General features: G+C 71.1%; 17 protein-coding genes and 1 other RNA gene. 3 read left to right on the top strand and 15 right to left on the bottom strand.

Annotation, left to right across the window (positions count from 1 at the left end):
• Positions 1–3: 3 nt before the first annotated feature.
• From ACQY5G_RS00250 to rnpB, 12 genes are all read right to left on the bottom strand, one after another.
• Positions 4–891: a rhomboid family intramembrane serine protease gene (locus ACQY5G_RS00250; RefSeq protein WP_428275897.1), complete on the bottom strand. Its 888-nt coding sequence runs from the start codon at positions 889–891 to the stop codon at positions 4–6.
• Positions 888–2,105 carry a D-alanine--D-alanine ligase gene (ddlA, locus tag ACQY5G_RS00255; RefSeq protein ID WP_428275899.1) on the bottom strand — a complete coding sequence of 406 codons (1,218 nt, stop codon included), beginning with the start codon at positions 2,103–2,105 and terminating at the stop codon, positions 888–890. The genes ACQY5G_RS00250 and ddlA overlap by 4 nt, the downstream gene beginning before the upstream one ends.
• Positions 2,098–2,532 (bottom strand): energy transducer TonB, encoded by a 435-nt coding sequence (locus ACQY5G_RS00260; protein ID WP_428275901.1) that lies wholly within the window; start codon positions 2,530–2,532, stop codon positions 2,098–2,100. Before ACQY5G_RS00260 ends, ddlA begins: the two co-directional genes overlap by 8 nt.
• A complete protein-coding gene (mutS, locus tag ACQY5G_RS00265; RefSeq protein ID WP_428275903.1) occupies positions 2,525–5,173 on the bottom strand; it encodes a DNA mismatch repair protein MutS in 2,649 nt (882 codons plus the stop codon). The genes ACQY5G_RS00260 and mutS overlap by 8 nt, the downstream gene beginning before the upstream one ends.
• A gap of 7 nt (positions 5,174–5,180) precedes the next feature.
• Complete coding sequence (locus tag ACQY5G_RS00270; RefSeq protein WP_428275905.1) at positions 5,181–6,032, bottom strand: SPOR domain-containing protein; 852 nt, start codon at positions 6,030–6,032, stop codon at positions 5,181–5,183.
• A complete protein-coding gene (gene holA, locus ACQY5G_RS00275; protein WP_428275907.1) occupies positions 6,029–7,039 on the bottom strand; it encodes a DNA polymerase III subunit delta in 1,011 nt (336 codons plus the stop codon). Before holA ends, ACQY5G_RS00270 begins: the two co-directional genes overlap by 4 nt.
• A 40-nt stretch (positions 7,040–7,079) precedes the next feature.
• Positions 7,080–7,652, bottom strand: coding sequence for an anti-sigma factor family protein (locus tag ACQY5G_RS00280; protein WP_428275909.1), 573 nt, complete (start codon positions 7,650–7,652; stop codon positions 7,080–7,082).
• A gap of 102 nt (positions 7,653–7,754) precedes the next feature.
• Positions 7,755–8,411 (bottom strand): sigma-70 family RNA polymerase sigma factor, encoded by a 657-nt coding sequence (locus ACQY5G_RS00285; protein ID WP_428275911.1) that lies wholly within the window; start codon positions 8,409–8,411, stop codon positions 7,755–7,757.
• A 43-nt stretch (positions 8,412–8,454) separates the two neighbouring features.
• Positions 8,455–9,078 carry an NUDIX hydrolase gene (locus tag ACQY5G_RS00290; RefSeq protein ID WP_428275913.1) on the bottom strand — a complete coding sequence of 208 codons (624 nt, stop codon included), beginning with the start codon at positions 9,076–9,078 and terminating at the stop codon, positions 8,455–8,457.
• 7 nt (positions 9,079–9,085) lie between these two features.
• Positions 9,086–10,450, bottom strand: coding sequence for a M16 family metallopeptidase (locus ACQY5G_RS00295; RefSeq protein WP_428275915.1), 1,365 nt, complete (start codon positions 10,448–10,450; stop codon positions 9,086–9,088).
• Positions 10,447–11,763, bottom strand: coding sequence for a M16 family metallopeptidase (locus ACQY5G_RS00300; RefSeq protein WP_428275917.1), 1,317 nt, complete (start codon positions 11,761–11,763; stop codon positions 10,447–10,449). The genes ACQY5G_RS00295 and ACQY5G_RS00300 overlap by 4 nt, the downstream gene beginning before the upstream one ends.
• Before the next feature lie 56 nt (positions 11,764–11,819).
• Positions 11,820–12,198, bottom strand: an RNA gene (gene rnpB, locus ACQY5G_RS00305) — RNase P RNA component class A.
• 174 nt (positions 12,199–12,372) lie between these two features.
• On the opposite strand from rnpB, the gene ACQY5G_RS00310 reads away from it, so the two are divergent.
• The 3 genes from ACQY5G_RS00310 to ACQY5G_RS00320 are packed head-to-tail and all read left to right on the top strand — an operon-like array spanning position 12,373 to position 17,008.
• The gene (locus tag ACQY5G_RS00310; protein WP_428275919.1) at positions 12,373–13,467 is read left to right on the top strand and encodes a YncE family protein; all 1,095 of its coding nucleotides are present in this window, start codon (positions 12,373–12,375) and stop codon (positions 13,465–13,467) included.
• On the top strand, positions 13,464–16,352 hold the full coding sequence (locus ACQY5G_RS00315; RefSeq protein ID WP_428275921.1) for an IPT/TIG domain-containing protein: 2,889 nt from the start codon (positions 13,464–13,466) through the stop codon (positions 16,350–16,352). The genes ACQY5G_RS00310 and ACQY5G_RS00315 overlap by 4 nt, the downstream gene beginning before the upstream one ends.
• Positions 16,349–17,008 carry a hypothetical protein gene (locus tag ACQY5G_RS00320; RefSeq protein WP_428275923.1) on the top strand — a complete coding sequence of 220 codons (660 nt, stop codon included), beginning with the start codon at positions 16,349–16,351 and terminating at the stop codon, positions 17,006–17,008. Before ACQY5G_RS00315 ends, ACQY5G_RS00320 begins: the two co-directional genes overlap by 4 nt.
• Here the strand turns inward: ACQY5G_RS00320 and ACQY5G_RS00325 are convergent.
• From ACQY5G_RS00325 to ACQY5G_RS00335, 3 genes are read right to left on the bottom strand one after another with little or no spacing between them, the layout of a single operon-like run.
• Positions 17,005–20,832 carry an FG-GAP-like repeat-containing protein gene (locus ACQY5G_RS00325; RefSeq protein ID WP_428275924.1) on the bottom strand — a complete coding sequence of 1,276 codons (3,828 nt, stop codon included), beginning with the start codon at positions 20,830–20,832 and terminating at the stop codon, positions 17,005–17,007. The genes ACQY5G_RS00320 and ACQY5G_RS00325 overlap by 4 nt on opposite strands.
• Positions 20,727–23,303: a S9 family peptidase gene (locus tag ACQY5G_RS00330; RefSeq protein WP_428275925.1), complete on the bottom strand. Its 2,577-nt coding sequence runs from the start codon at positions 23,301–23,303 to the stop codon at positions 20,727–20,729. The genes ACQY5G_RS00325 and ACQY5G_RS00330 overlap by 106 nt, the downstream gene beginning before the upstream one ends.
• Complete coding sequence (locus tag ACQY5G_RS00335; protein ID WP_428275927.1) at positions 23,300–23,899, bottom strand: hypothetical protein; 600 nt, start codon at positions 23,897–23,899, stop codon at positions 23,300–23,302. Before ACQY5G_RS00335 ends, ACQY5G_RS00330 begins: the two co-directional genes overlap by 4 nt.
• Positions 23,900–24,011: the final 112 nt, after the last annotated feature.

A 24,011-nucleotide genomic window follows, 5' to 3' on the forward strand; every position in this document is an offset into this window, starting at 1 on the left:
GGGCTAGTGTGTGCGGGTCTTCTTCTCCGTCCCCTTGGTCTGCTGGTACTGGCGACTCACTTCGTCGAGGAAGGCGCGCTCGCGCGCCGAGAGGGAGTCCATGCCGTCCGCGCGGATCTTGTCGAGGATCCGGTCCACTTCGTCGAGAGAATCCCCGTCCACCCGGCGCCGGCGGCGGGGCGAGGGCGGCGGCGGCGGCGGCGCGGGACGCTTGGGCGCCGACCGCTCCTTGTAAAGGGCCCTGTGCGCGAAGCGGCCGATGCGTTCTCCGTATCGGAGATAGACGAACCCGGTCACGAGTCCGCCGAGGTGCGCCCAGTGCGCCACGCCGTCCGTCGACCCCTGCACGGTCGAGAGGAGAGTGAGGGCGCCGAGCCCGGCGACGAACCACTTCGCGGGCACGGGAAAGACGAAGTAGAGGAAGATCTTCGCGTCCGGCCAGTTGAGGGCGAAGGCCACGAGGAGACCGAAGATCGCCCCTGAAGCGCCCACCATCAGCGTCGGCCCCGTGAGCGAGTAGAGGAGCACGGAGAACGCGGCCGCCCCGAGCCCGGTCACGAGGTAGAAGCGGAGGAAGAAACGGCTGCCCCACTTCCGTTCGAGCGGCGGGCCGAAGAAGAAGAGGGCGAGCATGTTCATGAACAGGTGCATGAAGCCGCCGTGCACGAACATGTAGGTGACGACGGTCCACGGGCGCGTGAGGAAGCCGGGCACGGCGAAGCCGAGCCATTCGATCGCCCCGGCGGGCACGAGCCGCACCGCCATGAGGAGGAAGACCGCGAAGTTCGCGATCATGAGCCGCAGGACCCAGCGGCTCATCGGAAAGCCGTGGCCGAAGCGGACGCCACCGGAGCGGCCGCCGCCGCCCTGGAACGAGGGCTGTCTCATCATCCCGATCCTGCCTCGCCGTGGTTCGCCTCGCCGACGCCCTGGAGGTCGATCGCCGAGGCGAGCCGCTCGTCGCGCTCCGCGCGCTCGATCGCGAGCCGGATGAGACGGTCGATGAGTTCCGGGTAGGACACGCCGCTCGCATCCCAGAGCTTGGGGTACATGCTGATCCGCGTGAAGCCCGGGAGCGTGTTGATCTCGTTTATCACCAGTGAACCGGACGGGAGCGGGCCGCAAGGCTCCGTCGCGAGGAAGAGGTCGACGCGCGCCATCCCCTCGCAGCATAGCGCGCGGAAGGCGCGGACGGCGACCTCCCGGGCCCGCGCCGTGGTCTCGGCATCGAGATCCGCCGGAATGAGAAGGTCCGCGCCGTCGTGATCCAGGTACTTGGCTTCGTAGGAGTAGAAGGCGTGCGTGGGGGCGATCTCCCCGGGGATCGAGGCTTCGGGGGTCTCGTTCCCGAGGACGGAGATCTCGATCTCGCGGCCCCGGATCGTCCGTTCGAGGAGCACCTTGGTGTCGAAGGAAAAGGCCCCGTCGAGCGCCCGCTGGTAGTCGGCGTCCGTCTCGGCCTTCGACACGCCGACGGATGACCCCATGTTCGCCGGCTTGACGAAGATCGGGGCGTCGAGCGCGGCCACGGCCTCGTCCCAGGAGGGGGCTTCGGCCCGGGACAGGACCGTGATGAAGGGCGCGACGGGGATGCCGGCGTCGCGCAGCAGCCGCTTGGCCACGTCCTTGTCCATGCAGACGGCCGAGCCGAGGATCCCGGGCCCGACGAAGGGGAGGTGCGCGAGCCGCAGGAGCCCCTGGACGGTGCCGTCCTCGCCGAAGGGACCGTGGAGGACGGGAAAGATGACGTCGAGTTCCGGCAGTTCGGCCGGCTCCGGACGCTCCTCGCCGGAATCCTCGGACTCGCCGGAACCCTCACGGCTTTGCGGGACGACGGAGACGATCCGGGGGCGGCGGCCGGGGGTCAGGGCGAGCCGGACCGGCGCGTGGGGGAGGCGGATGCGCCGCGGGTCCGAGGCGTGCCGCAGGAAGCTCGATTCGTCGGCGAGATGCCAGCGGCCGCGGCGGTCGATGCCGATGAGCACGATGTCGTAGCGCTCGCGGTCGATCGCCTCGATGACGTTCTTCGCCGAGCGGAGCGATACCTCGTGCTCCGGGGATTCGCCGCCGAAGAGGACGCCGACGCGCACGCGGGAGTCAGCCACCGGACCCCGGCGCCGGATAGCGGATGGGGAGTTGCGCCCAGATGGCGGTGGGGACGCCGCCGTGCCGCGCCGGCCGGTACCGGAGGAGGCGGGCGCCCTCCACCGCGGCCGAGTCGAGGACGGCATGTCCCGACGAGGTCACGACCGCGACGGAATCGACGCGTCCGGCATCGGAGATCCGAATGCGGAGGAGGATCTCGCCGCCCGCGCCCTCCTCCAGGGCCTGCTCCGGGTAGGGAAACGCGGGGGACGGCGGAGACTCGAGGACGGGCCACACGAGGCCGCCCTCCCGGAGCTGGTCGACGCGCAGCGCGCCGATCTCGGAGCCGGGCTCGTCCGCGCACCCGGTGGACGCGGCGCCGACGAGGGCCGCGAGCGCCGCGAAAACGCCGGACCCGGAGGCCCGCGGCAGGAGCCTGTCATGCATCGCCGAACGCCTTCCATTCGGCGAGCGTGTTCAGCGCTTCGAGGGGCGTCATCCCATCGAGGTCGATCCCGGCCAGCTTCTCGAGCACCTCGCGCGCGGCGGCGAGGTCCGCGCTCTCGGCGGGATCGGGCGCGGACGGCGCCGGGCCGTCCTTCGGGCCGGGGGCGGCGGCTTCGAAGAGGGAGAGTTGCCCCATCCCCGCTTCGGCGAGCGCGGCTCCGCGGCCGCCGGCGCCCCACGGCCCGCTCTCGAGCACGTGCAGGATGCGGGCGGCGCGCCCCACGACGTCGGGGGGCAGCCCGGCCAGCCGGGCGACGTGCACGCCGTAGGAACGGTCCGAGCCACCCGGCTGCAGCCGGTAGAGGAAGACGATGTCCTGGCCGGTCTCCCGCACGGCGACGTTGAAGGCGGCCGCGCGCGGCAGCGACTCCGCGAGGCCGACGAGTTCGTGGTAATGGGTGGCGAACACCGTGCGCGCCCCGAGTTCGTGCAGTCGCTCCGTCACCGCCCACGCGATCGAGAGACCGTCGTACGTCGACGTGCCCCGCCCGATCTCGTCGAGGAGGACGAGCGAGCGCTCGGTGGCGCCGTGCAGGATGGTCGCGGTTTCCGTCATCTCCACCATGAAGGTGCTCTGCCCCGCCGCGAGGTTGTCGCTGGCGCCCACGCGCGTGAACACGCGGTCGCATACCCCGATGCGGGCCCGGCGAGCCGGGACGAAGGAACCGATGTGCGCCATGAGCGCGATGAGCCCCGCCTGGCGCAGCACGGTGGACTTCCCCGCCATGTTCGGGCCGGTGACGATCAGGGTCCGCCGTTCGTCGTCCAGCCGCATGTCGTTCGGGATGAAGGTGTCTCTCGCGACCGCGGTCTCGACGACGGGGTGCCGGCCCTCTTCGATGTCGAAGACGATGTCGTCGCTGAGCCGCGGGCGCACGTAGTTCTCGGCGGCGGCGACCTCGGCGAGGCAGACGAGGAAGTCGATCTCGGCGACGTGGGCGGCGGTCGCCTGGATCCGCCCGACCTCGGCCGCGACGGCATCCCGCACCGAGTGGAAGAGGCGCGCCTCGAGCTTCGCGATCTCATCGTCGGCCCCGAGGACCTTCGCTTCCCACTCCTTGAGTTCCGGCGTGAGGTATCGCTCGGCGTTGGTGAGCGTCTGCCTGCGGGTCCACTCCTCCGGCACGCGGTCGAGCTTCGCGCGCGTGACCTCGAGATAGTACCCGAACACCTTGTTGAACCCGATCTTGAGCGTGTCGATGCCGGTGCGCTCGCGCTCCCTCACCTGCATGCCGGCGATGAAGTCGACGGCGCTCCCGCGCATGCCGCGCAGTTCGTCGAGGTCGGCGGAGAAGCCGCTTCGGATCACGCTCCCGTCCTTGAGGGCGTGGGGGGCCTCGGGGTCGATGGCTTCATCGATGCGGGACGCCACGTCCGGGAGCGGATCGAAGCCGGAACGAAGCTCGGCGAGACGGCCGGCCTCCAGCGGCTCGAGGGCGGCCGCCAGCCCCGGCAGCGCGCCGAGCGAGAGGCCGAGGCCGAGGAGTTCGCGGGGCGCCGCGCGACCGGCGGAGACGCGGGCGGCGAGCCGCTCCAGGTCGCGGATCGGGCGGAGCGCGCTTCGGATGCGCTCGCGCGCCTCCGTCCGCTCGACGAGTTCCTGCACGGCGTCGAGGCGGGCCGCGATCTCGTCCGGGAGGACCAGCGGGCGCAGCAGACGCCGGCGCAGCAGTCGCGCCCCCATCGGCGTCCGCGTGCGGTCGATGAGGGCGAGAAGCGACGCGCCCTCGCCGGGGCGCAGAGGTTCCACGAGTTCGAGGTTCCGCCGCGTCATCTCGTCCAGGTACATCACGCGTCCGGCCCGGTCCACGCGCGGCGGCCGCAGGTGGTCGAGGCCGGTCGGCCGCACCTCGTCCAGGTAGCCGAGGAGGGCGCCGCTCGCCGCGAGTAGGAGCGGGTCGCGCGCGGAGTCGAGGCCGAAGCCGCTGGAGGAGGCGACCCCGAACCGCTCCCGGAGCCGCTCGTCCCCGAGCGACGCGTCGAAGCGCCACGCGGGCCGCGCGGTCACGTGCCAGGGTCCGGCCGGCGCCTCCGTCTCCTCGGGGATCACGATCTCGGCGGGCTCGAGTCGCCCCAGTTCGTCGCCGAGATCCGTGGCGGCGACCTCGCGAAGCTCGAACTCGCCGGTCGAGAGGTCGACGGCGGCGAGCCCGAACGGGGCGTCTCCGGCGATCGCAACGACGTAGTTGTTGCGGCGCGCCGCGAGGAGCTTGTCCTCGAGGACCGTGCCCGGAGTGATGATCTCGACGACGTCCCGCTGCACGATCCCCCGGGCCTCCGCCGGGTCCTCGAGCTGCTCGCAGATCGCCACTCGGCGGCCCATTTCGAGCAGGCGGGCGACGTACTCGTCCACGGCCTTCACGGGGACGCCCGCGAGGGGAATGTCCCGCTTTCCGCCGTTGTTCCGCGCGGTGAGCGTGAGTCCCAGCAGGCCGCTCCCCTCCTCCGCGTCCTCGAAGAACATCTCGTAGAAGTCGCCGACCCGGAAGAAGAGTAGCGAATCGGGGTGGCGCGACTTGATGTCGAGATACTGCCGGATGAGCGGCGGGTACGCCTCGGGGCCCCTGGTCGCCGCGGCCATCAGCGCCTCACGAGACGATGGGGATGACGGCGGGCTCGAAGCCCGCGCCCCGGAGTCGGCGTGCGAGGCTCTCCGCCGCTTCCGGGCGGGCGAAGCGGCCCAGCCGGACGCGGTGGAGTCCGTCGTACTCGACGACGCGGGAGAAGAAGCCGGCGGCTTCGAGCTGTCCGCGCATCTCCTCCGCCGGATCCCGGCGCGAGAACGCCGCGACCTGTATCGCGAAGCGCGGGGCGCCCGGCGCGCAGCCGAGCGCCGAGGTCTCCGCAAGAAGCGCGATCTTGGTGGCGCCGACGCGCCGCCCCTCCGCGGCCCCCCGTTGCCACGCCTCGCACGCCCGATCGAGCAGGCCCCGGTCCTCGAAGGTCCGCGCCGTCCAGTACCAAGACTCGACCGCCTCGGCGCTCCGCGCGTGGTCCGCCCGCAGGCGCTCGAGATCGGCCGCCGCGCGCGCGGGTTCGTCGAGCGCGAGATCCAGTTGTGCGAGCCGCAGCCATGCCCGGGATCCATGGCGCGAGCCGCCGTTCATGGCGACGGAGAGGAGTTCCGCGCGCGCGGAGTCGGGGTCGGCGAGGAGGCGCGCCCGGAGGTACCGCGCACGCAGCACGTCGCCGCGCGCCGCGTTCCGCGCCTCCGTGGCGAACCAGCGCTCGATCGCCTCCGCGGCGCCTTCGAATCTCCCGGCCTCGATCCGTGCCTCGAGATGGTCGAGATCCACGGGAGAGGCAGCTTGCGCGGCCTGCGCGGCCGAGGGGACGGAGAGTCCCCATGACGACGCGCCGGCGAGAAGCGCCAGCGCCCACGCGCGGCGGCTGCCATGGCGCGGGGGGCGCCCTCCGCGGCTCCGGCGGCTCGCCGTCATCTCCCGGCGTTCTTCGCCTGCCCCAGCTCCAGGAGCATCTCGGCGAGCGCCGCCCGGTCTCCCCGCCCCGATTTGAGGTGCCGGTCGGCGCGGTGGAGCGCCCGCAGCGCATGATCGAGTTCGTGTACGGTCCATGCCCTCGCCTGCTTCGCGTAGGCGTTCGCCTTCCAGGAGAGATAGCCGCGCCCGGTTTCCGACAGGGCGGCGCGCAAGCCGGCGGCTCCCGCTTCGAGGGCCAGACCAAGCAGAAGGTGCTGTTCCACAAGTCCGGCGACCAGCCCAACCCCCCGCTCCGAAGTGAGCACGTTTTCCAACTCGCGCAAGGCGCGCGGGTAGTCGCGCGAAGCCACGAGATCGAGCCAGCTCCAGCGATCGATCCGATGAGTCCGCGGAACGATGGCCCGGATGTCCGCGTCGGTCCGGCGGTCGGCGGGAAGCGAAGCGAGCTTCTCGAGCTCGGCGTCCAGCGTCGACAGGTCCGATCCGACGGCTCCCGCGATCCACTGTGCCGACGCCGGGGAGAGGTCGAGCTTCCAGCGCCTCCGCGCCCGGTCGTGAATCCAGCCGGGGATCTCCGCCGCCCGCGGCGTATTCCACTCCAGCGTGCGACACGCCTGCTTGAGGTCGCGGTAGAAGGCCGCGCGCGACCCCTTGGGGATGCGCGCCGTGACGATGAGGGCGAGGTCGGGGGGCGCCGCCGCCGCGGCTTTCTTGAGGACCGCGCGGGCCTTCGTCCCCAGCCGCTCGACATCGCGCACGAAGACGACGCGGCGCTCCGCCATCATTGGGGGCATGGCCAGGGTGGCGGCGAGCTGCTCGTCCGTCACGTCCTCGGCGTGGAACTGGTCGTAGTTGAAGTCGCGCGTGGCGGGGTCGACGGCGGCCTCGACGAGCTGTTGCGCGGCTTCGTCCCGCAGGCGGATCGCGTCTCCGTGCAGGAACCAGGCGCCGGTCGGGGGACCCTGGCCCAGGGCTCGCGAGAGCCGCGTGTCGAGGGGCGCGCTCACGGCGCCGGGAGAGACCCGTGCCGCGGGCCGCGGCGGTGGGTCAGCGAGACTCGTCGAGTTGGCCGGAGCGTCGCTCGACCGGCAGGGGGATGGAGTCGCTCGTCGCGATCGGCACGGCGTACGTCGAACCGAACAGTCCGCCTCCGTCATCGAGCGCGGGAGCGAACGGGACGAGGAACCAGTCGGGTACGGAGGGGTCGTCGGCGAACCGGCTTCCCCGGCTCTCCGCCACCGCTTCCGTGGGCACGTCCGCCATCACCGGCGGAAGCTGCACTTCGACGAGCAGCGGCTGGCTTCCGTTCGACACGCCCAGCGTAAAGAGTCCAGCCGACGCCACGGCGATGGCCGCGGCTCGGCCGAGCTGGCCCCGCCAGGACCGCTTCGAAGACTCGTCGACGTGGTAGAGGCGGTGCTGCAGGCGGGGCAGGAAATCCGGACAGGTGGAGACGCGAGGGAGAGCTCGCCACGCTGCGAGCCCGCGAGTCAGGACTCGCTGATAGCGTCGACACGACCTGCATCCCTCCAGATGCGCGTCGAAACGACGGCGCTCGTCAGGGGCAAGCGCACCGTCGACGTATTCGGTGTATCGCTCGATAAATTCTTTGCAATCCATCTCTTCGCAAACCATCATTGCACCATCACGAAAAACGTTCCATTCGGGCTCATCTACTCTGAACTGCGTACCAGGGTTCCTTCCGCGGGCCGGGCGCGGGGTTCAATCGAGCATCGGGGAGATGATGCAGGCGAACCGGTTCCGCGCGCGATTCAGGCGCGACTTGACGGTGCCCAGCGTCACTCCCGTGATCTCCGAAATCTCCTCGTAGCTCTTCCCTTCCAGCTCGCGCAGCACGAATACGACACGGTGATGCTCGGGAAGTTCCGCGACCGCGGCCTCGACCTGTTCCCGCACGCGCCGCTTGCGGAACAGATCGTCGGGCCGGTAGGCGGTATCCTCGAATTCGAGCGGCCGATGGTCGGCTTCCCAACTCTTCCGGAGCGAATGGAAGAGTACCAGCGGGTTGCGCGCACGGTTCCGCAATTCGTTCTTCGCCAGGTTGCTGGCGATCGTATAGATCCAGGTTGAGAACTTCCGCGCGGGATCGAACCGGTGGAGGTGCCGGTAGACGCGCACGAAGGTCTCCTGCACGAGATCCTCGGCGCGGTCCCGGTCTCCGATGGTGCGGTAGATGAAATTCAGCAGGCGGTCCTGATAGCGCTCGGCGATCTCGTTGAACGCGAAGCGCTGCCCGCCCAGGTACTGCGTGACGAGTTCCGCATCCTCGAGGCGCTTCAACTCCCCGCGCCCGAGCGGTTCCATCTCACCGGGCGTCGCGTATCGGCTCGAGACTTCGAGGTTCGGCTTCGTGTCCATGCCGCTCCCTTTGCGGGGCTCTCGTTGCAGACGATTCGACGCGTTAAACCCCGGTGCCGCCGATTCGATCCATCCGGCGGGCAACCCAGCGGGCCGCGAGGGTCAGCGCGCAGATCGTCTTGCCGTCGCTGATCTCTCCCGCATCGATCATCTCGATGGTACGTCGCAGGGGCAGCCGATGCACATCCATGAACTCGCTCGCCTCGTGACGCGTCTCCCCCGCTTCGAGGTCCCACGCCGCGAAGAGGTGGATGACCTCGTCCGTGAAACCCGGCGTCGTGCGTACGGAGGCGAGTTGCTCCAGGCGTCCGGCACGCAGTCCCGCCTCCTCCTCCAGTTCCCGGAGGGCGCACGCCTCGGGAGGCTCGCCGGGTTCCAGGTTCCCGGCCGGCACCTCCCAGATGAATCCGCCGGCGGCGTACCTGTATTGACGCACCAGCGTGACGACGGGCTCGCGCGGCGGCTCACCGGCGGCTTCGCCGGGAGGGCCGGGCAGGTCCAGCGCGACGACGGCGGCGGCGCCGGGGTGGCGGATCAGTTCGAGCCGGCCGATGGACCCGTCCGGGAACCGCACGCGATCCACGTCGACATCGATCCGGCGGCCGGAGTAGACGCGCTCTCCGTCCACGCGGCCCGTCGAGCCGCCCCGCCCGATCCGTTCGGTCACGGCGCGGTCACGAGGCGGGCCGGACATCCACGGGCCCGAGGCCGTCCAGCGTGGGCGCGGCCGTCGCCGCGTCGCCCACGGCGAGGAGCGTGAGGCGGTCGGGGTCGAGGTACGTGCGGCAGACCTCCCGCACCTCGTCCGGCGTCACGGCCTCGATGCGGGAGCGGTACGTCTCCCAGTAGTCGTCGGGGAGGCCGAATACGCGCTGGCGGCTCACCTTTCCGCAGATCTGCACGGCGGTCTCGAACTGGAGCGGGAGGGAGAGGGTGAGGGCGTTGCGCGCCAGTGTCATTTCGTCGTCGGTGACGGGCGCCGTGCGCATGGTCTCGATCTCGCTCAGGATCTCCTCGAACGCGGGGCCGGTCCGGGCGGTTTCGACTGCCGTGCGCGCGACGAAGGGTCCCGCGCCCCGGCGGAACCGGAAACTCGATCTCGCTCCGTAGGTCCACCCCTTGTCCTCGCGCAGATTGAGGTTGATCCGGGAGTTGAAGAGGCCGCCGAGGATCGCGTTGGCCACGATGATCGCGTGATGATCTCCGGTGTTGTAGGGCACACCCACCGTCGCGACGCGGATCTCGCTCTGGGCGCTGCCGGGACGGTCGATGAGGATGAGGTCGCTCGCACGCGGCTCCGGCGTTTCCGGGGGCGGGACCTGTGCGGTCTCGCCGCTCCAGTCGCCGAAGCGCGCCTCCGCCGCGGAGATGAGACGCTCGCGGTCGAGGTCGCCGCACGCGATGAGGAGGGCGCCGCCGGGGCGATAGCGCGCGCCGTGGAACTCCCGTACCGCTTCCGGGCCGATCCCGGACACGGTGGCTCCGGTGCCTCCGACCGGCCGGCCGTACAGGCCGTCGCCGTAGAGTTCGGCGATCGTGGCGAGACCCGCGACGGTCGCCGGATCGTCCGCCTGGCGTTCGATTTCGTCGATGCGCTCGCCGCGGATGCGTTCGACTTCGTGCTCGGGGAACTCGGAATCGAGGATGGTGGCCGCGAGGAAGTCGAGCGCCTCCTCGAACACCTCCGACAGGAAGTGCATGGAGACGGCTCCGACGGCGTAGCCCGCCGTCGCGCGGTAGCCGACGCCGAGGCGGTCGAGCCAGCGTGCCATCTCGATCGCGTCCCGCCCCGGGGTGCCGGCGGTGAGGAGCCGGGCGGTCAGCTCGCCGAGACCGCCGAGTCGCGGCGGTTCGGCGCCCGCACCGCATTCGAGGACGAGGTGGAGCGACACTTCGGGCAGACCGCGTCGTTCGGCATGTTCGACCCGGAGGCCGTTGCCGAGCGTGTGCCGCTCGAAGCGCGGAAGCGCGAGCGGGCGCGGGGCGGCCGGCGCCGGGCGTACCGCGCGGTCGGGGGTCGCGATCCCCGGCTTCGTCACGGCGTCCCCTCCGTCGCATCCGTTGCGTCCGTCTCCTCTTCGGGCACGACGTGGAGGACCGTGAGGCCGCGCGGGTCGAGCACGGCGCCGGCCGCGTGCTCCACATCCGCGCGGGCGACGGCGCCGTAGCGCGCGAAGGCGTCGTTCACATAGCCGGCGTCGCCCCGCAACACGGCGGCGTGCGCGATCGCGTCCGCGCGGTCGCCGAAGCCCGCGCGCCCGTTCAGGAGCCCGCGCCGCGCCCGGTTGCGCGCCCCCTCCATCTCTTCCTCCTCCACGCCGTCGCGGAGCAGGTCGTCGAGGACGTCCCTCACCTCGGCCTCGAGGTCGGAGGCGTCGATGCCGGGGCGGGCGGTCGCGACGACGAAGCACATTCCGGCGCTCTCGGTCGGCCAGGTGAAGGAGGTCACGTCCGCCGCCATCTGCTTTTCGTACACGAGCGTCTTTTCCAGGCGGGAACTGTCCCCGTCGGCGAGCAGGTAGTTGAGGATGACGACGTCCTCGAAATCGGGGTCCGCGTAGCGCGGAGAATGATACATGAGGTACACGCGGGGCATCTGAACGCGGTCGCGAAGGAGGGTGCGCCGCTCGCCGTCGCGCGCGGGCACGGGCACGTCCGGGCTCGCCGCGACGGGCCGCGCGGGAATCTCCCCGAACCAGGCCTCGACCCGCGCCAGCGCCGCAGCCGGATCGAAGTCGCCGACGAGCACGAGGGTCGCGTTGTTGGGTCCGTAGTGGCGGTCGAAGAACTCGTGCACGTCCTCGAGCCGGGCCGCGTCGATGTCGGGCATGTAGCCGATCGTCGGATGGCGGTAGGGGTGCCCCTCGTCGTAGGCGCGCGCGAGGAGGGCCTCGAACGCGAGGCCGTAGGGGCGGTTCTCGTACGCCTGCCGCCGCTCGTTCTTCACCACCTCGCGCTGGTTGTCCAGCTTCTCCTGGGTGATCCCGGGCTTGAAGAACCCCATGCGGTCGGACTCCAGCCAGAGGCCGAGATCCAGTTCGTTCGCGGGCAGCGTCTCGAAGTAGTTCGTGCGGTCGAACCACGTCGTCCCGTTGAGCGTGCCGCCCGCGTCCTGGATGAGTTTGAAGTGGTGCTCGCGCGGCACGTGCTCGGACCCCTGGAAGAGGAGATGCTCGAAGAGGTGCGCGAAGCCGGTCCGGCCGGCGCGCTCGTTCTTCGATCCCACGTGGTACATGACGTGAACGGCGACGAGGGGCGCGGACGCATCGGGCTGCAGGACGACCCTCAACCCGTTGTCGAGCACGTGCTCGCGGATCTCGAACCTCATCGCGGCGGAAGACGCTGGAGCCAAGGAACCTTCCCTTTCCGTGCTGTTCTCTGTGCCCCTCCCGGCGCGGCGGCATGAGGAGAGGCGGAGGGAGATAAGCCGGGTTCTGTCACCGGCGGGCCAGGCCCGCGGCGAGGTCATCTATCTGGGACCTGCGGTTTCCCGAGGCCTCGTGCGGCCTACCCGGAACTCGAACGCGACGGGCCGCCGCTCGTTCCTGCTTGGCCTTGCTCCCGGCGGGGTTTGCCGTGCCGTCCCTGTCACCAGGAAACGCGGTGGGCCCTTACCCCACCCTTTCACCCTTGCCTGTGCGGCCGAAGCCGCCATCGGCGGTCTGCTCTCTGTGGCACTTTCCGTCGCCTCGCGACGCCCGGGCGTTACCCGGCGCCGTGCCCTGCGGAGCCCGGACTTTCCTCGAACGGCGTGCGCGCACCCGTCCGCGACCTCTTCTCCCTCCGCCGCGGACAACCTAACGCGATTGGCAACCCCTTGAGCAATTGTCTACTCTAAGGGTAGGAGGGGGAGTGCCCGGCGGAGGCGGTTGCCGGGCCCGGAGTCGTCCCGGAGAAGGAGTCGCGAACGCGCGTAAAACGTATGCTACCTGAGTCTACAACACCCCGCTTGGCGATGGCCTTGTGGGCGCTGGGAATGACGGTCGCGGCGGTTCCCGCCGAGGCCTCCCAGGAAAACAGCCCCGACGGCCTGTCGTCGTATTACGTCTACGTGGCGGCGGAATCGGAGGATCGCGTCGATCTCGTCCGGTTCGATGGCACCGGTGCGTCGGTGCTGGATTCCGTCTTCGTGGGACGCTTCCCGACGGAGATCGACGGGCCGCACGGCCTCGCGGTCGATCCGGACGGGGAACGGTGGTACGTGACGCTCGCCCACGGGAATCCGTTCGGCACGGTCGTCGCCTATTCCACGGAGACGAACCGTCCGCTCGGGAGCGCCGAACTGGGGCTCTTCCCCGCCACCATGCAGGTGACGCCGGCAGGCCTGCTCTTCGCGGCGAACTTCAACCTGCACGGCGAACACGAGCCGAGTTCGGTGTCCGTCGTGGACGTCGGCGCGATGATCGAGGTCGCGCAGATTCCGACCTGCACGATGCCGCACGGCTCACGGCTCACGGCGGACGGGGCGCGGCACTACTCCGTGTGCATGATGGATGAGCTGCTCGTGGAGGTCGACGCGCACCGGCTCGAGGTCACGCAGCGCTTCATCCTCTACCCGGGCGAGGAGCAGGCCTGGCCGTACGACTGGCTTCCGACGCGGCCCGTGGGGGCGCCCGGCTGCAGCCCGACATGGGCGCACCCGGCCGTGGACGGACGCCACGTGTACGTCGCCTGCAACCGGAACGCGGAAGTGCTGGAGATCGATGTGCAGTCGTGGCGGGTGACGCGACGATTCGAGACGGGCGAGGGTCCGTACAATCTCGATGTCTCTCCGGATGGCGCCACCCTCGTGGTGACGTACAAGAGCGGGCAGGCGACGGGGGTCTGGGATCTCGCCAGCGGAACGGAGGTGGCCCGGATCCCGAACACGCGGACGCTGCCGCACGGGATCGCGATCTCTCCGGATTCGCGGTTCGCCTTCGTGAGCGTGGAGGGCGTGGGCGGCGAGCCGGGAACGGTGGACGTGATCGACCTCCGCGACGGGGTCCGGGCGGCCAGCGTGGACGTGGGCAAGCAGGCGGGCGGCATCGCCTTCTGGAAGGTGGAGCCGCGGTGAGGCGCGGCGCGCTGGCCGTACTCGCAGGGGTGCTCGCGGGCGTGTTCGCGATCGGGTGCGGGGACGGGGGGAGCACGGAGATCGGCTCTCCGCCGACGGCCCTGATCCCCGTCTCCGCCGCCGTGGACACGATCGTGACGGGCGAGGCCACGGACCCCCCGATCGCGGTCCGGGTCGAGGATGCGCTCGGGAACGCGGTCGAAGGGGCGCCGGTCCGATTCGTCATCGTGCGGGGCGAAGGGGAGCTTTCGCCGGGAGTCGCCGTCGCGGGGCGGGACGGCGTCGCGGAGTCGGTCTACCGCGCCGGGCCGACGCCGGGCGAGGCGGAGATCCAGGCGGACATCCCGAGCGCCGCGGACGTCCCGCCGCTCCGCTTCCTCGTCCTCGCGGAGGCTGCGGACACGGTCCTTCTCAGCATCGTGGAGGGAGACGGCCAGCAGGCGGAGGCGGGAAGCCAGTTGCCGCTCCCGTTCTCCATCCGGGCGGAGACGACGAGCGGCGCTCCCGCCGGCGGCGTCCGCATCGGCTTCGACTGGACCCCGCCGGAAGAGGTCCCGGATCTGCCCGAAGGAGAGGAAACGCCGGAACTGTTGGAGGCCGGGGACACGATGGCCGTGGCGGGACCGCCCGATCCGGCGGCGCCGGAGGAGTCGGAGGAGTCGCCGGCACGCCCGGGCGCCCTCACGCACGACATCGTGATGACGGACGCGGACGGACGGGGCGGCGCCGTCTTCACGCTGGGCTCGCGGCCGGGCGACTACCGGATCCACGTCTTCGCCATGGGCGGCGTGTACTCGGACACGCTCTCCTTCTCGGCCATGGCCCTCGCCTCGCCGGGCGGGGCCGTACAACTCGACTCGATCGGGAACGGAAGGCTCGCCGCCGGGACGCGGGCGCTCCTCTACGGCAGCGGCTTCCGCCCGGTTCCGGACGACAACCAGGTCTGGATCGAAGGCACGGCGGCGACGGTGGTGAGCGCCACCGAGACGGAACTCACCGTTGAAGTGCCCGCCTTCGCCCGCACATGCCTGCCCGAGCGCGAGGTCGGCGTGCGGGTGCTCGTGGGTTCCGACGCGAGCAACGGTCTTCTGCTGCCGATGGAACCGGCCAACCTGCGCGTGGGTCTCGAGGTCGGCGAATCGCTCACGCTGCGCGGGCCCGTCGAGGTCGAATGCGTCCAGTTCGCACCCGGAGCGCCCATGGAAGCGGGCGAGGCGGGAGAACCCGGAGCGCCGGAAGACCTCGAGCCGGAGACGCCGGAGTATCGAATCGTCATCGGCAATACGGGGCGTAACGCCTCGAGCGGACTCCCGCTCCGGATCACGGTGCGGACGCCCGCCGACATGTCCGGGGATGGCCCGGCGACCGCGGTGGAGCGGGGGATGATCGATCCCGGGATCGCGGAGGCCGCGCTCGCCGGCACGAGCAGGGACATCGGGATTCGCGCCCGCACGCTTGCGCAACTTGTTCAGGCCCGGGTCTCGCCCCTTCGGCCCGATGGATCGGCGGCGGTTTCCGCGCCGGTCCCGGGAGACACGCTCGAGTACTTCTTCTCCGTCGGCCCGGAGCTGGCGGGGACCTGCGTCGACCCCGCGAGCACGGTAAGGGGAACCGTGCGGGCCGTGGGCGACGGCGTGGTTCTCGTGGAGGATCTCGCCGCACCCGCCGGAGGTCCGACGGAGGAAGAGTGGCTCGCGCTCGCCCGGGAACTGGACGGGACGGTTCTCCCGGCGGTGACCTCCTATTTCGGTCCCCCCGAGGACATCGACCGGAACGGGCGCGTCGTCATCCTGTTCACGCCCGCCGTGAACCGGCTCGGCGATGGCGAGGCGGGCGTCGGCGGGTTCTCCCTCCCCCAGGATCTTGCCGCTTCGGGAAGGGGCGACGGCGAGTTGTCGGACCCGGACGGCGGGATCTGCCCGGCGAGCAACGAAGCGGAGATCGTCTACAGCGTGAGCGCGGACCCCGATGCGACGCTCGGCCGCGCGATCTCGGCGGCGGACCTGCTGCGCGAGACGCCCGCCCTCGTGGCGCATGAAATCCAGCATATCGTCAGCGCCGGCCGCCGGGCGCCCACCTCTTCGGCCGGTTTCGGGGCGATCGAGGAGATCTGGCTGGACGAGGCGCTTTCGAGCCTGGCCGAGGAAGTGGCGGGGCTCGCCGCCCTCGGGCTCCCCGTGGGCGATCGCCTCACCTTCGACCGCGTATCCGAGACGCCCGAGGCGCTCGACACCTTCAATGCATACATGCTGGGCAACTTCCGCAACCTCGGCCTGTACATGCTCGGACTCCCCGGCGCTCCCACCGTCTCGACGGACGACCTGGACGGCGTCGGCGGGTTGCAGATGCGGGGCTTCGGCTGGTTCCTCCTGCGACGGCTCGCGGACCAGGCGGGGGGAGATGAACGCGCCTTCTTCCGATCCGTGGTCGGGGGCGGACAGAACTACGGACGCGGGATCGCGAATCTGGAGCGGGTCACGGGCAGGGAGTGGGCGAGCATTCTGGCGGACGTGTCGGTCGCCCTGGCGCTGGGCGCGGGGACGCTGGACGAAGGGACGGAGGATTCCCCGGAGGAGGACCTCGACGCGCCGGAGGCGTTGCCGCAACTCGCCGCGGCAACGTGGGACGCCGCGGATGTGTTCCGATCCTTGAATCAGGATGCGGACACCCGATCGGGTCTTCCGACCGCGATCGCGCTCCGGACCGAGCCGCTGGGGTTTGAAACCCGGGTGCTGAGCCTCGACGTAGGGCCGTCGAGCGTGCAGTACTTCTCACTCGCCTCGGCTCCCGGTGCGCCGGGTCTTTCGCTGTCGCTGGAAACGGCGGGAGGAACCCCGGCGGGTGAGACCGCGGAACCGCTAATCACGATCGTGAGGACCAAATGAGACGCCCGTCCGGCGTTCTTCCCCATCTCTCTCTCTTTCTCTGCGGGCTCTCTCTCGGAGCGTCGAGCCTGACGGCCCAGATGACCCCCGCGGCGCCGGCCGGCGACGATACCGGTCCGGAAGTGTTCGGGCTCGCCGGCGTGATCCAGCCTCTCAACAACCTCACGGACAATACCGGCGCCTACGGCATCGTGATGCCGCCGGATGTGATGATGGGGGGCGAAGTGACCTACTGGGCGTCGCGCTCGGTCGGGATCGGCGTCATGGGGCTCTATTCCCCGGCGACGCTCGAAGGCGTCGGCGGCGGACCCGGACGGGGACTCGGAACGCTCGGCGAGACGGAGTACCTGGCGGGCACGGTGAACCTGACGTTCCGGCTGCGGTCGTCAGGCTCGGCGGGCGCGCTCGAACCCTATTTCACGGTGGGCGGGGGACTCCGGCAGCTGAAGTTCTACGGCGCCGAGGTGCCGAAGCTCAGCGCGACGGATCCGATGGCGACGGCGGCGGTCGGGGTCCGGGTACATCTCATGTCATCGCTCTGGTTCCGGGGCGAACTTCGAGACATGGCGTCCTACTACATCTCCGCCGCGACGGACGCGTCGAAGCTTCAGAACGATATCGGCGTCACGATCGGCTTCGGCATCCGCTACCGCTAGCCGCCAGAGCCGCCGGGGGCCGGGACGCGCACTTCCAGCGTCCCCGGCGCAATCGGAACGGATGTCGTCTCGCCACTCGGCCACACGACCCGGAGCGTGGCGGGCGTGCGTGACGCACCCGCCGCGCCGGCCACGCCGAGCGTCTGGGTCGATTCATGGCGGGCGAGGTAACCCTCCCCCGACCGGACCTCCCGCGCCGGACCGAGCGTTCCGTCCGCGTATTCGAGCCGAAGGCGGGCGCCGATGGCCCGCGGGTTCGCGGGTGGGCCCTCGAGCGTGACCCGGAGGCCGGGCGTCGCACCGACGTTGCGGTAGAGCCGGGTCTCGCCGCCGTTGACGCCGAAGGCCAGGTCCACGCGCCCATCGCGATCGTGGTCCGCGAGCGCGACGGCCCGGGCGTCCCCGTAGACGCCGATCCCGGAGCGGGAGCCTCGCACCGGTTCGAAGCCCCCCTCGCCGTCCCCTCTCAGCCAGAGCCCGCGCCCCGCGTCGTAGCGCGGCGCCCCCGGCCGGCCGGCGTAGAAGTTCTGCGCGAGGACGAGATCTTCGTGACCATCGCCGTCGAAGTCGGCGGCGGCGACGCCGAAGGCGGGCGCGCGCTGGGCCGCCACGGGCAGCGGGGCGCTCTCGAAGCCGGAAGGACGGTTGAGCCACACCGTGTGGCGCAGTTCGTTCGCGTCGAGCCGGCGCTCGGGGTCCAGGCCGCCGATGAGGTCGGTCAGGGGCGTGCTCGCGAAGCGCTCGTACGTCACGCGCAGGAGCGTGGAGAGTCCGCCCGGGACGGCGAGCGCGTCCCTGCCCCGGAGAGGGCGCCACACGCCGGATTCCGTCCGGGCTTCGACGAGATCGACGATGCCGTCGCGATTCATATCGCCGTAGATGAGCGAATAGGCGGGCGGGACGTCGAGATTCGCGCCCCAGCCGGTCGCGACGAGGTCGGGCCGGCCGTCCTCATCGAAATCCGCAGCGGCGAGGCCGTTCCAGCGCCCCCCGAGACGCGTGAGCCCCAAGGCGTCGCTCACATCGGTGAAACGGCCCTCGTCGTTGCGGAAGAGGCGGACGCTGCCCCAATCCAGGGCGAGCGCGAGGTCGGGGTCGCCATCGAGGTCGTAATCCGTGAAGAGGGCGGCGGAAACGAGCCCGAGGCGCGCGAAGGGGTGGGAGCGCTCCGCATCGAGGCGCAGGGCGTCGCCGTCGTGGATCAACAGGCGGGAATCGACCGCGGCGGGGTAGGCGCCGGGGGCGACGCGTCCGCCCACGAAGAGATCGAGATCGCCGTCGCCGTCGATGTCGGCCTGGGCGAGCGGGCCGGTCGCGGCGGGGAGCTGCCCGGGCGGGGCGCCGGGAGCTTCGATGAGCGGGGGCGCCGGCGCGGACGCGCCGAGCGGCGCCGCGATGACCGCGGGAACGGCCGCGGCTTCCGCGGGCGTGCCCGCCTCGTACGCGCTCGTGCCGATGAGCAGCGTGACGCGACCGCCGGCCGCGCGATGCGGCAGCACGGCGGTTGCGTCCCACGCCAGCGCGGGCACGAGGGCCCGCGGGGCGGCGAAACCGTCGCCCTCGTTCCGAATCACGACCGGGCTGGCCCCCCGGCCGCTCCCGACCACGAGATCCGCGTCGCCATCGTCCTCCACATCGATCCACGACACGCCCGGGCCGAGGCGATCGAGCGAACGGGGCAGGAGCGGCTGCCGGAGCCTGTCGTCGAAGGGCGCTTCGACGTGCCGGTGCCCGAGCCCATCCGAAACGTCGACGAAATGGGCGGCGCCGGCCGCGTCGTCGCGTTCGGGCGCCGGATCGGGACCGGCCGCCTCGGCGGTGGCGGCGTCGATGACGTATTCCCGGTTCGCGACGATCCCCTCCAGCCGCGTGCGGCGGCCGTCCGGCCAGTCGACGATAAGCGTCATCTGTCCGTCGGCGGACGCGGCAAGGCTGGCAGCGGGTTCGGGGGACGAGAGGTACGCGCCTCCCGCCGTGATCTCGCGCACCTGGGGGGCCGGCGCCTCGGCGGCGCCGGGCGCGGTGGGGGTCTCGAGGCGGATCCGGGCGCCGATCCCGCGGGTGTTCGGGCCCGGACTCCTGAGACGCACGAGCATGCGGGGGGCTGCGGCGTCGTTCCGGTACAGGAGGGGGGGCGCCCCGAGTCGGGTCACGACGACGTCGAGGTCCCCGTCATTGTCGAGATCGCCCGTGGCGAGGCCGTGCGAGATATCCGGCTCGCCTCCCCAGCGCCAGCTTTCGCTCACGTCGGTGAAGCCGCCCGGCCCGCCGCGGAAGGCGACGTTCGGCTGCGCGAGCGCCGGGAACATGCGCAGCGCCTGATCCGCCGGCAGGCCGGGGATCGCCGCGATTCGGGCGTTCGCATCGCCGTCGAGCTGATCCCACGCATGGCCCGTCGTGACCAGGATGTCGTTCCAGCCGTCCAGGTCCGCGTCCATGATGAGCGCGCCCCATGTCCAGTCGGAGGCGGCGAGCCCGAGTTCCCACGCCGCCTCGGCGAAGGTCCCGTCGCCGCGGTTCAGCTGCACCGCATTCCGGTTCAGCTGCACTCTCGTGTCCGTGACCCCGGGCGGCTCCGGGGCGGCCTCGTAACTCGGCGTCTGGACGAGGCGCTCCGCCGCGTCCCGGGCGAGCATGTCGGTCGTGAGGAGGTCGAGGTCTCCGTCGCGATCGAGATCTCCGACGTCGACGGCCATCGAGGAGAGGCTCGTCGCGCGGACGGCCTCGTTCGAGACGGGCGAGAAGGTCCCGTCGCCCTCGTTGAGCCAGATCCCGTCCTCGCTGTTGAAGTCGTTCGCAACGTAGAGGTCCGGGTCGCCGTCCTCGTCCCAGTCGCTGAAGCGGGCCGCGAGTCCCCAGTCCCGAGCCGGCACCGGGACGTTCCCGCGGGAACGCGTGAGGGGCGGGCCGGCGGCCGCGGGCGCGAATCTTCCGTCCCCGAGTCCGGTGTAGAATTCGTCCGGCTCTCCGAGCTCGAAGCGGCGCACGAAGCGGCCATCGAGCAACTCCACGCGGTAGTGCTCCGCGTACAGTTCGCGGAGTTCGGGCGGAATGAAGGGCCCACCGTCCTCGCCCCGCCGGATGTGATTGATGTCCAGCACATCGGGCGGATGGAGGTCGTCCACCTGCCGCGTCTTGTAGTTCGCGATGTAGAGGTCGAGATCCCCATCCCCGTCGGTGTCGGCCAGCGCAGGGGTCGTGCTCCCCCACGCCCCGGCGAGACCCGCGTCCTCGAGTTCCGAGAAGCCGCCCGCGCCGTCGCCGAGGAAGATCCGGTTCCGGCCCCCGTGGACCGTGATCACGAGATCGAGGTCATCATCTCCGTCCAGGTCGACGAGCGCCGCCCCTCGCGCGAGCACGCCTTCGAGCGCGAGGGAGGGGGGCGTGATCTCCTCGAAGCGCCAACCGCCGAGGTTGCGGTAGAGGGCGCTCGCGCCCCCGAAGCCGGCGAAGAAGACGTCGGCCAGACCATCGCCGTCCACATCCCCGATCGCCACGCCCTGCCCCTCGGCGAGCACGCGGTTGTCGAGGCGCGCCGCCTCGTCGACGTCATAGAGGAAGGCCACGCCGCGACGCGACGCGTCGAGCGGACGGAAGCCTCCGGAGCCGCGCGGCTGCAGCTCCCGCCACCGGTATCCGTCCGCCTCGACCCAGGGGCCGGGCTCCGGCGTCCCGCAGGCCGAGGCGAGCAGGGCCGCCGCGAGGAGGGCCCGTGTGTTCAGCCACCCTCCCCGTTGGGCGAAGCGCCGCTGGCCGATGCCCCCTGGCCATCGCCGATCACGTGCTCGAACAGCTCGTAGATGCGCCGGTATTCGTCGGTCCACGACGAGGGCTCCACGAACCCGTGGTTCTCCACCGGGTACACGGCCATCTCCCAGTTCTCCTTCCCCAGTTCTATGAGCCGCTGGGCGAGGCGCACGACGTCGGAGAAGTGCACGTTCGTGTCGTACATCCCGTGTGCGATGAGGAGGTGTCCCTCGAGCCCCTCGGCGAAGTAGATGGGCGAGGACTGGCGGTACGCTTCCTCGTCCTCGTGCGGGAGGTTGAGGATGCGGCTGGTGTACCAGTGGTTGTAGTGCGCCCAGTCGGTCACGGCGCGGAGCGCGCCGCCCGCCGCGAAGGACTCCGGCGCGGTGAAGAGCGCCATCAGCGTGATGAAGCCGCCGTACGAGCCCCCGTAGATCCCCATCCTGCCGGGATCGACGCCCTCCTCGCGGACGAGGTACGCGGCGCCGTCCACCTGGTCGGAGAGGTCCCAGCCGCCCATGTGCCGGTAGATCGCCGTGCGCCAGTCGCGCCCGTATCCGGCGGAGCCGCGGTAGTCGATGTCGAGCACCGTGTAGCCCTGGGCCGCCAGGAAGTGGTGGAACATGTATTCGCGGTAGTAGTTCGACCACCAGTTGTGGACGTTGTGCAGGTATCCCGCCCCGTGGACGAAGATGACGCCGGCCCCGTTGGGTTCGACCCCGAAGTCGGCGGGCCGGTAGATGCGGGCGGGCACGGGCACCCCGTCGCGGGCCTCGAATTGCACGATCTCGGGCACGAGCCAGGGGAAGCCGAGCCACGTCTCGGTGGGGGAGGTCGTGACCTGGGCCAGCGCGGCGCCCGGCGCGGCGTCGGCGAGGTAGAGTTCGGGCGGCCGGTTCGCGCGCGAATGGAGGACGGCGAAGCGGCGCCCGTCGGGCGACGGCGTGACGGTGAACGAACCCTCTCCCTCGAGGAGCTGAACCCGGTCCGAGCCGTCGAACTCCATGCGCCACGGGTGCTGGTCGAAGGGTGACAACTCGCTCGTCTGCATCAGGAACGAATCCCATCCATCGGGAATCGTCACGCCGAGGACCTCCCACTCTCCGGCCGTGAGCGCCTCGCGGTTCCCGCCGTCGGCGTCGATCGCGTACAGGTGGGAGTAGCCGGTCTCCTCGCTCACGTACCAGGCGCGGGGCATCTCGCCCGCCGCCTCCGCCGGGAGCCAGCCGATGCAGCCCGCGCCCTGGAAGCCGAAGCAGGGGCCGCCGACCCAAGCCTCATCGTAGTGGGTGTCCAGCATCGTGAGCGCGCCGGTCGCCGCCTCCCAGGCGTAGAGGCGCCACGTCTTGTAGTCGTAATCCACCGCGAATACGAGCCCGTGTGAGCCGGAATCGTTCCAGCCCGCGAAGCTCGCCACGGCGAGGCGGTCGTCTCCCTTCGGGCCACCCTCCGCATCGCCCGCGTCGTCGGCATCGTCCGCGCCGGCCATGTCGCCGGTCTCGTCCCCGGACTCCGCATCCAAGCCGTCGCCGGTGAGGTCGAGCCACGTCGCCTCGCCCGTCCCGGTGTCGACGATGGCGAGGCGCGAGACGCCCTGCTCGTCCCCGACCTTGGGGCGCATCTCGGTGTTCTCGGTGTAGCCGGACTGCGTGACCCAGAGGGGGATGTCGGTGCGCCGGCCACCTTCGTTGAAGCTGCCGCGAGTGACGGTGACCGCGACGCGGCTTCCGGTCGGGTCCGCGGCGAAGAACTGCGCGCGTTCTCCCTGTGCGAGGTGCAGCGTCTCGCGTTGCCCGGCCTCCCGGAGTTCGCGCCGCTCCTCGGCGCGCTCCTCGCGGATGTCCTGGACGCGGATGTGCTCGAACAGCTCTCGCTGCTGCTCTTCGAGGAAGGCCTTGTGCCCCTCCGCCTCCGGGTCCTCGGGCTGTTCCGGACCGCCCACGGAGGTGAGTTGCCGGATCTCGCCGTCGTCGATGTCGAAGGCGAAGAGGTTGCTCCCGCGGCGGAAGAAGATGGAGGCGCCGTCGCCGGAGAAGACGGGACCCGCCTCGGAGTCCTCCGTGTGGGTCAGCCGGCGCGTCGTGGCCCCGTCCCGGTCGATGAGATAGAGGTCTCCGGCGGAGGAGGTCACGCGCCAGCGGCCATCCGGGGAGACGTCGCCGGGCGCCAGGATGGGACCGAGTCGAAGCTCTTCCTCGTCATCGACCCGCTCGGGCGTGCCGCCGGTCGAACGGACGCGGTAGAGGGCGCGCGGCTCGTGCCACTCGGCGCCGCCCGGGAGCCAGCGGAAGTAGATCCATTCGCCGTCGTCGGACCAGCTGACGCCGACGGGCGCCTGCCCCACGTGCTCGGAGCCCCGCATGATGGACTCGAGCGTGAGCGCGAAGGCGTTGTCGCGCGCGGGGACGGGCTCGAAGCGGGCCAGATTCTGCGCCTGGAGCGGCGGGGCGGCCGCCAGCGCCACCGCGACCGTGGCGGTCCACGCGGCGACGCTCCACGAGTCGGCGGGCCACGCGGCGGCAGAGCGGAGTTTCGGGGAAGACTTCACGGGGCACCTCCTCCGTTCCCGGAAGGCAGATACTGTCCGGGGATCGGCAGGTCGGACCGCTCCCCGGCCCAGTAGATCGTGACGACGTACCAGCGGTCGCCGTCGTGCATGAGCTGGATCGAGTTGATGCCGCGGGCGAACGGTTCGGGGTCGTCGGCGTTCCGCTTCGAGTCGTAGGTCGAGAACGCGTGCACCACCGGGCCGAAGCGCTCCTCCGTGCGGGCGATCTCCCGCTCGAAGAACCCGTTCTGCTCGAGGAAGCCGCCCGCCTGTTCCGCGTATTCGCCCGGGCTCCACACGTTGTAGCCGTGCTCGCCCTGCGGGGACCGGCCCGTGGGAATGAGGCGGGCCTCGGGGATGAAGAGGGAGCGGAAGCGGTCCCAGTCGCGCGCCTGCCCGGCCGGGCCCGAGATCACGTCGTAGAGTGCCGTCAGGATGCTGTCGACCGACTCCACGTCGCCGGGATCGGCATCGGGCCAGCTCTCCGCCATGGCCACGTTCGGCCGGCCCTGGGCGAGCGAGGGGGTGGGCATCGCGAGCGCCGGGGGTCCGGCGGCCAGCACGCCCAGGAGGAAGAGTGTGCGCAATCGTCGCATCGTTCCGCTCCGGTTCTGGTGGAAGGCGTCCCCGAATCTAGCCCGGACCCGACGCCGGGTGCGACCCGGAGGCGACGACGCGGACCGTCGGGGCGGCCGCGTTCGGTTGCAT

The organism is Candidatus Palauibacter sp. (assembly GCF_965261555.1).
Classification (GTDB): Bacteria; Gemmatimonadota; Gemmatimonadetes; order Palauibacterales; family Palauibacteraceae; genus Palauibacter.

Excerpts from the sequence above, each read along its gene's own strand:
- ACQY5G_RS00250 (WP_428275897.1), bottom strand. The coding sequence starts at position 891 with ATGATGAGACAGCCCTCGTTCCAGGGCGGCGGCGGCCGCTCCGGTGGC.
- ACQY5G_RS00260 (WP_428275901.1), bottom strand. The coding sequence starts at position 2,532 with ATGCATGACAGGCTCCTGCCGCGGGCCTCCGGGTCCGGCGTTTTCGCG.
- mutS (WP_428275903.1), bottom strand. The coding sequence starts at position 5,173 with ATGGCCGCGGCGACCAGGGGCCCCGAGGCGTACCCGCCGCTCATCCGG.
- ACQY5G_RS00270 (WP_428275905.1), bottom strand. The coding sequence starts at position 6,032 with ATGACGGCGAGCCGCCGGAGCCGCGGAGGGCGCCCCCCGCGCCATGGC.
- ACQY5G_RS00280 (WP_428275909.1), bottom strand. The coding sequence starts at position 7,652 with ATGGATTGCAAAGAATTTATCGAGCGATACACCGAATACGTCGACGGT.
- ACQY5G_RS00285 (WP_428275911.1), bottom strand. The coding sequence starts at position 8,411 with ATGGACACGAAGCCGAACCTCGAAGTCTCGAGCCGATACGCGACGCCC.
- ACQY5G_RS00320 (WP_428275923.1), top strand. The coding sequence starts at position 16,349 with ATGAGACGCCCGTCCGGCGTTCTTCCCCATCTCTCTCTCTTTCTCTGC.
- ACQY5G_RS00335 (WP_428275927.1), bottom strand. The coding sequence starts at position 23,899 with ATGCGACGATTGCGCACACTCTTCCTCCTGGGCGTGCTGGCCGCCGGA.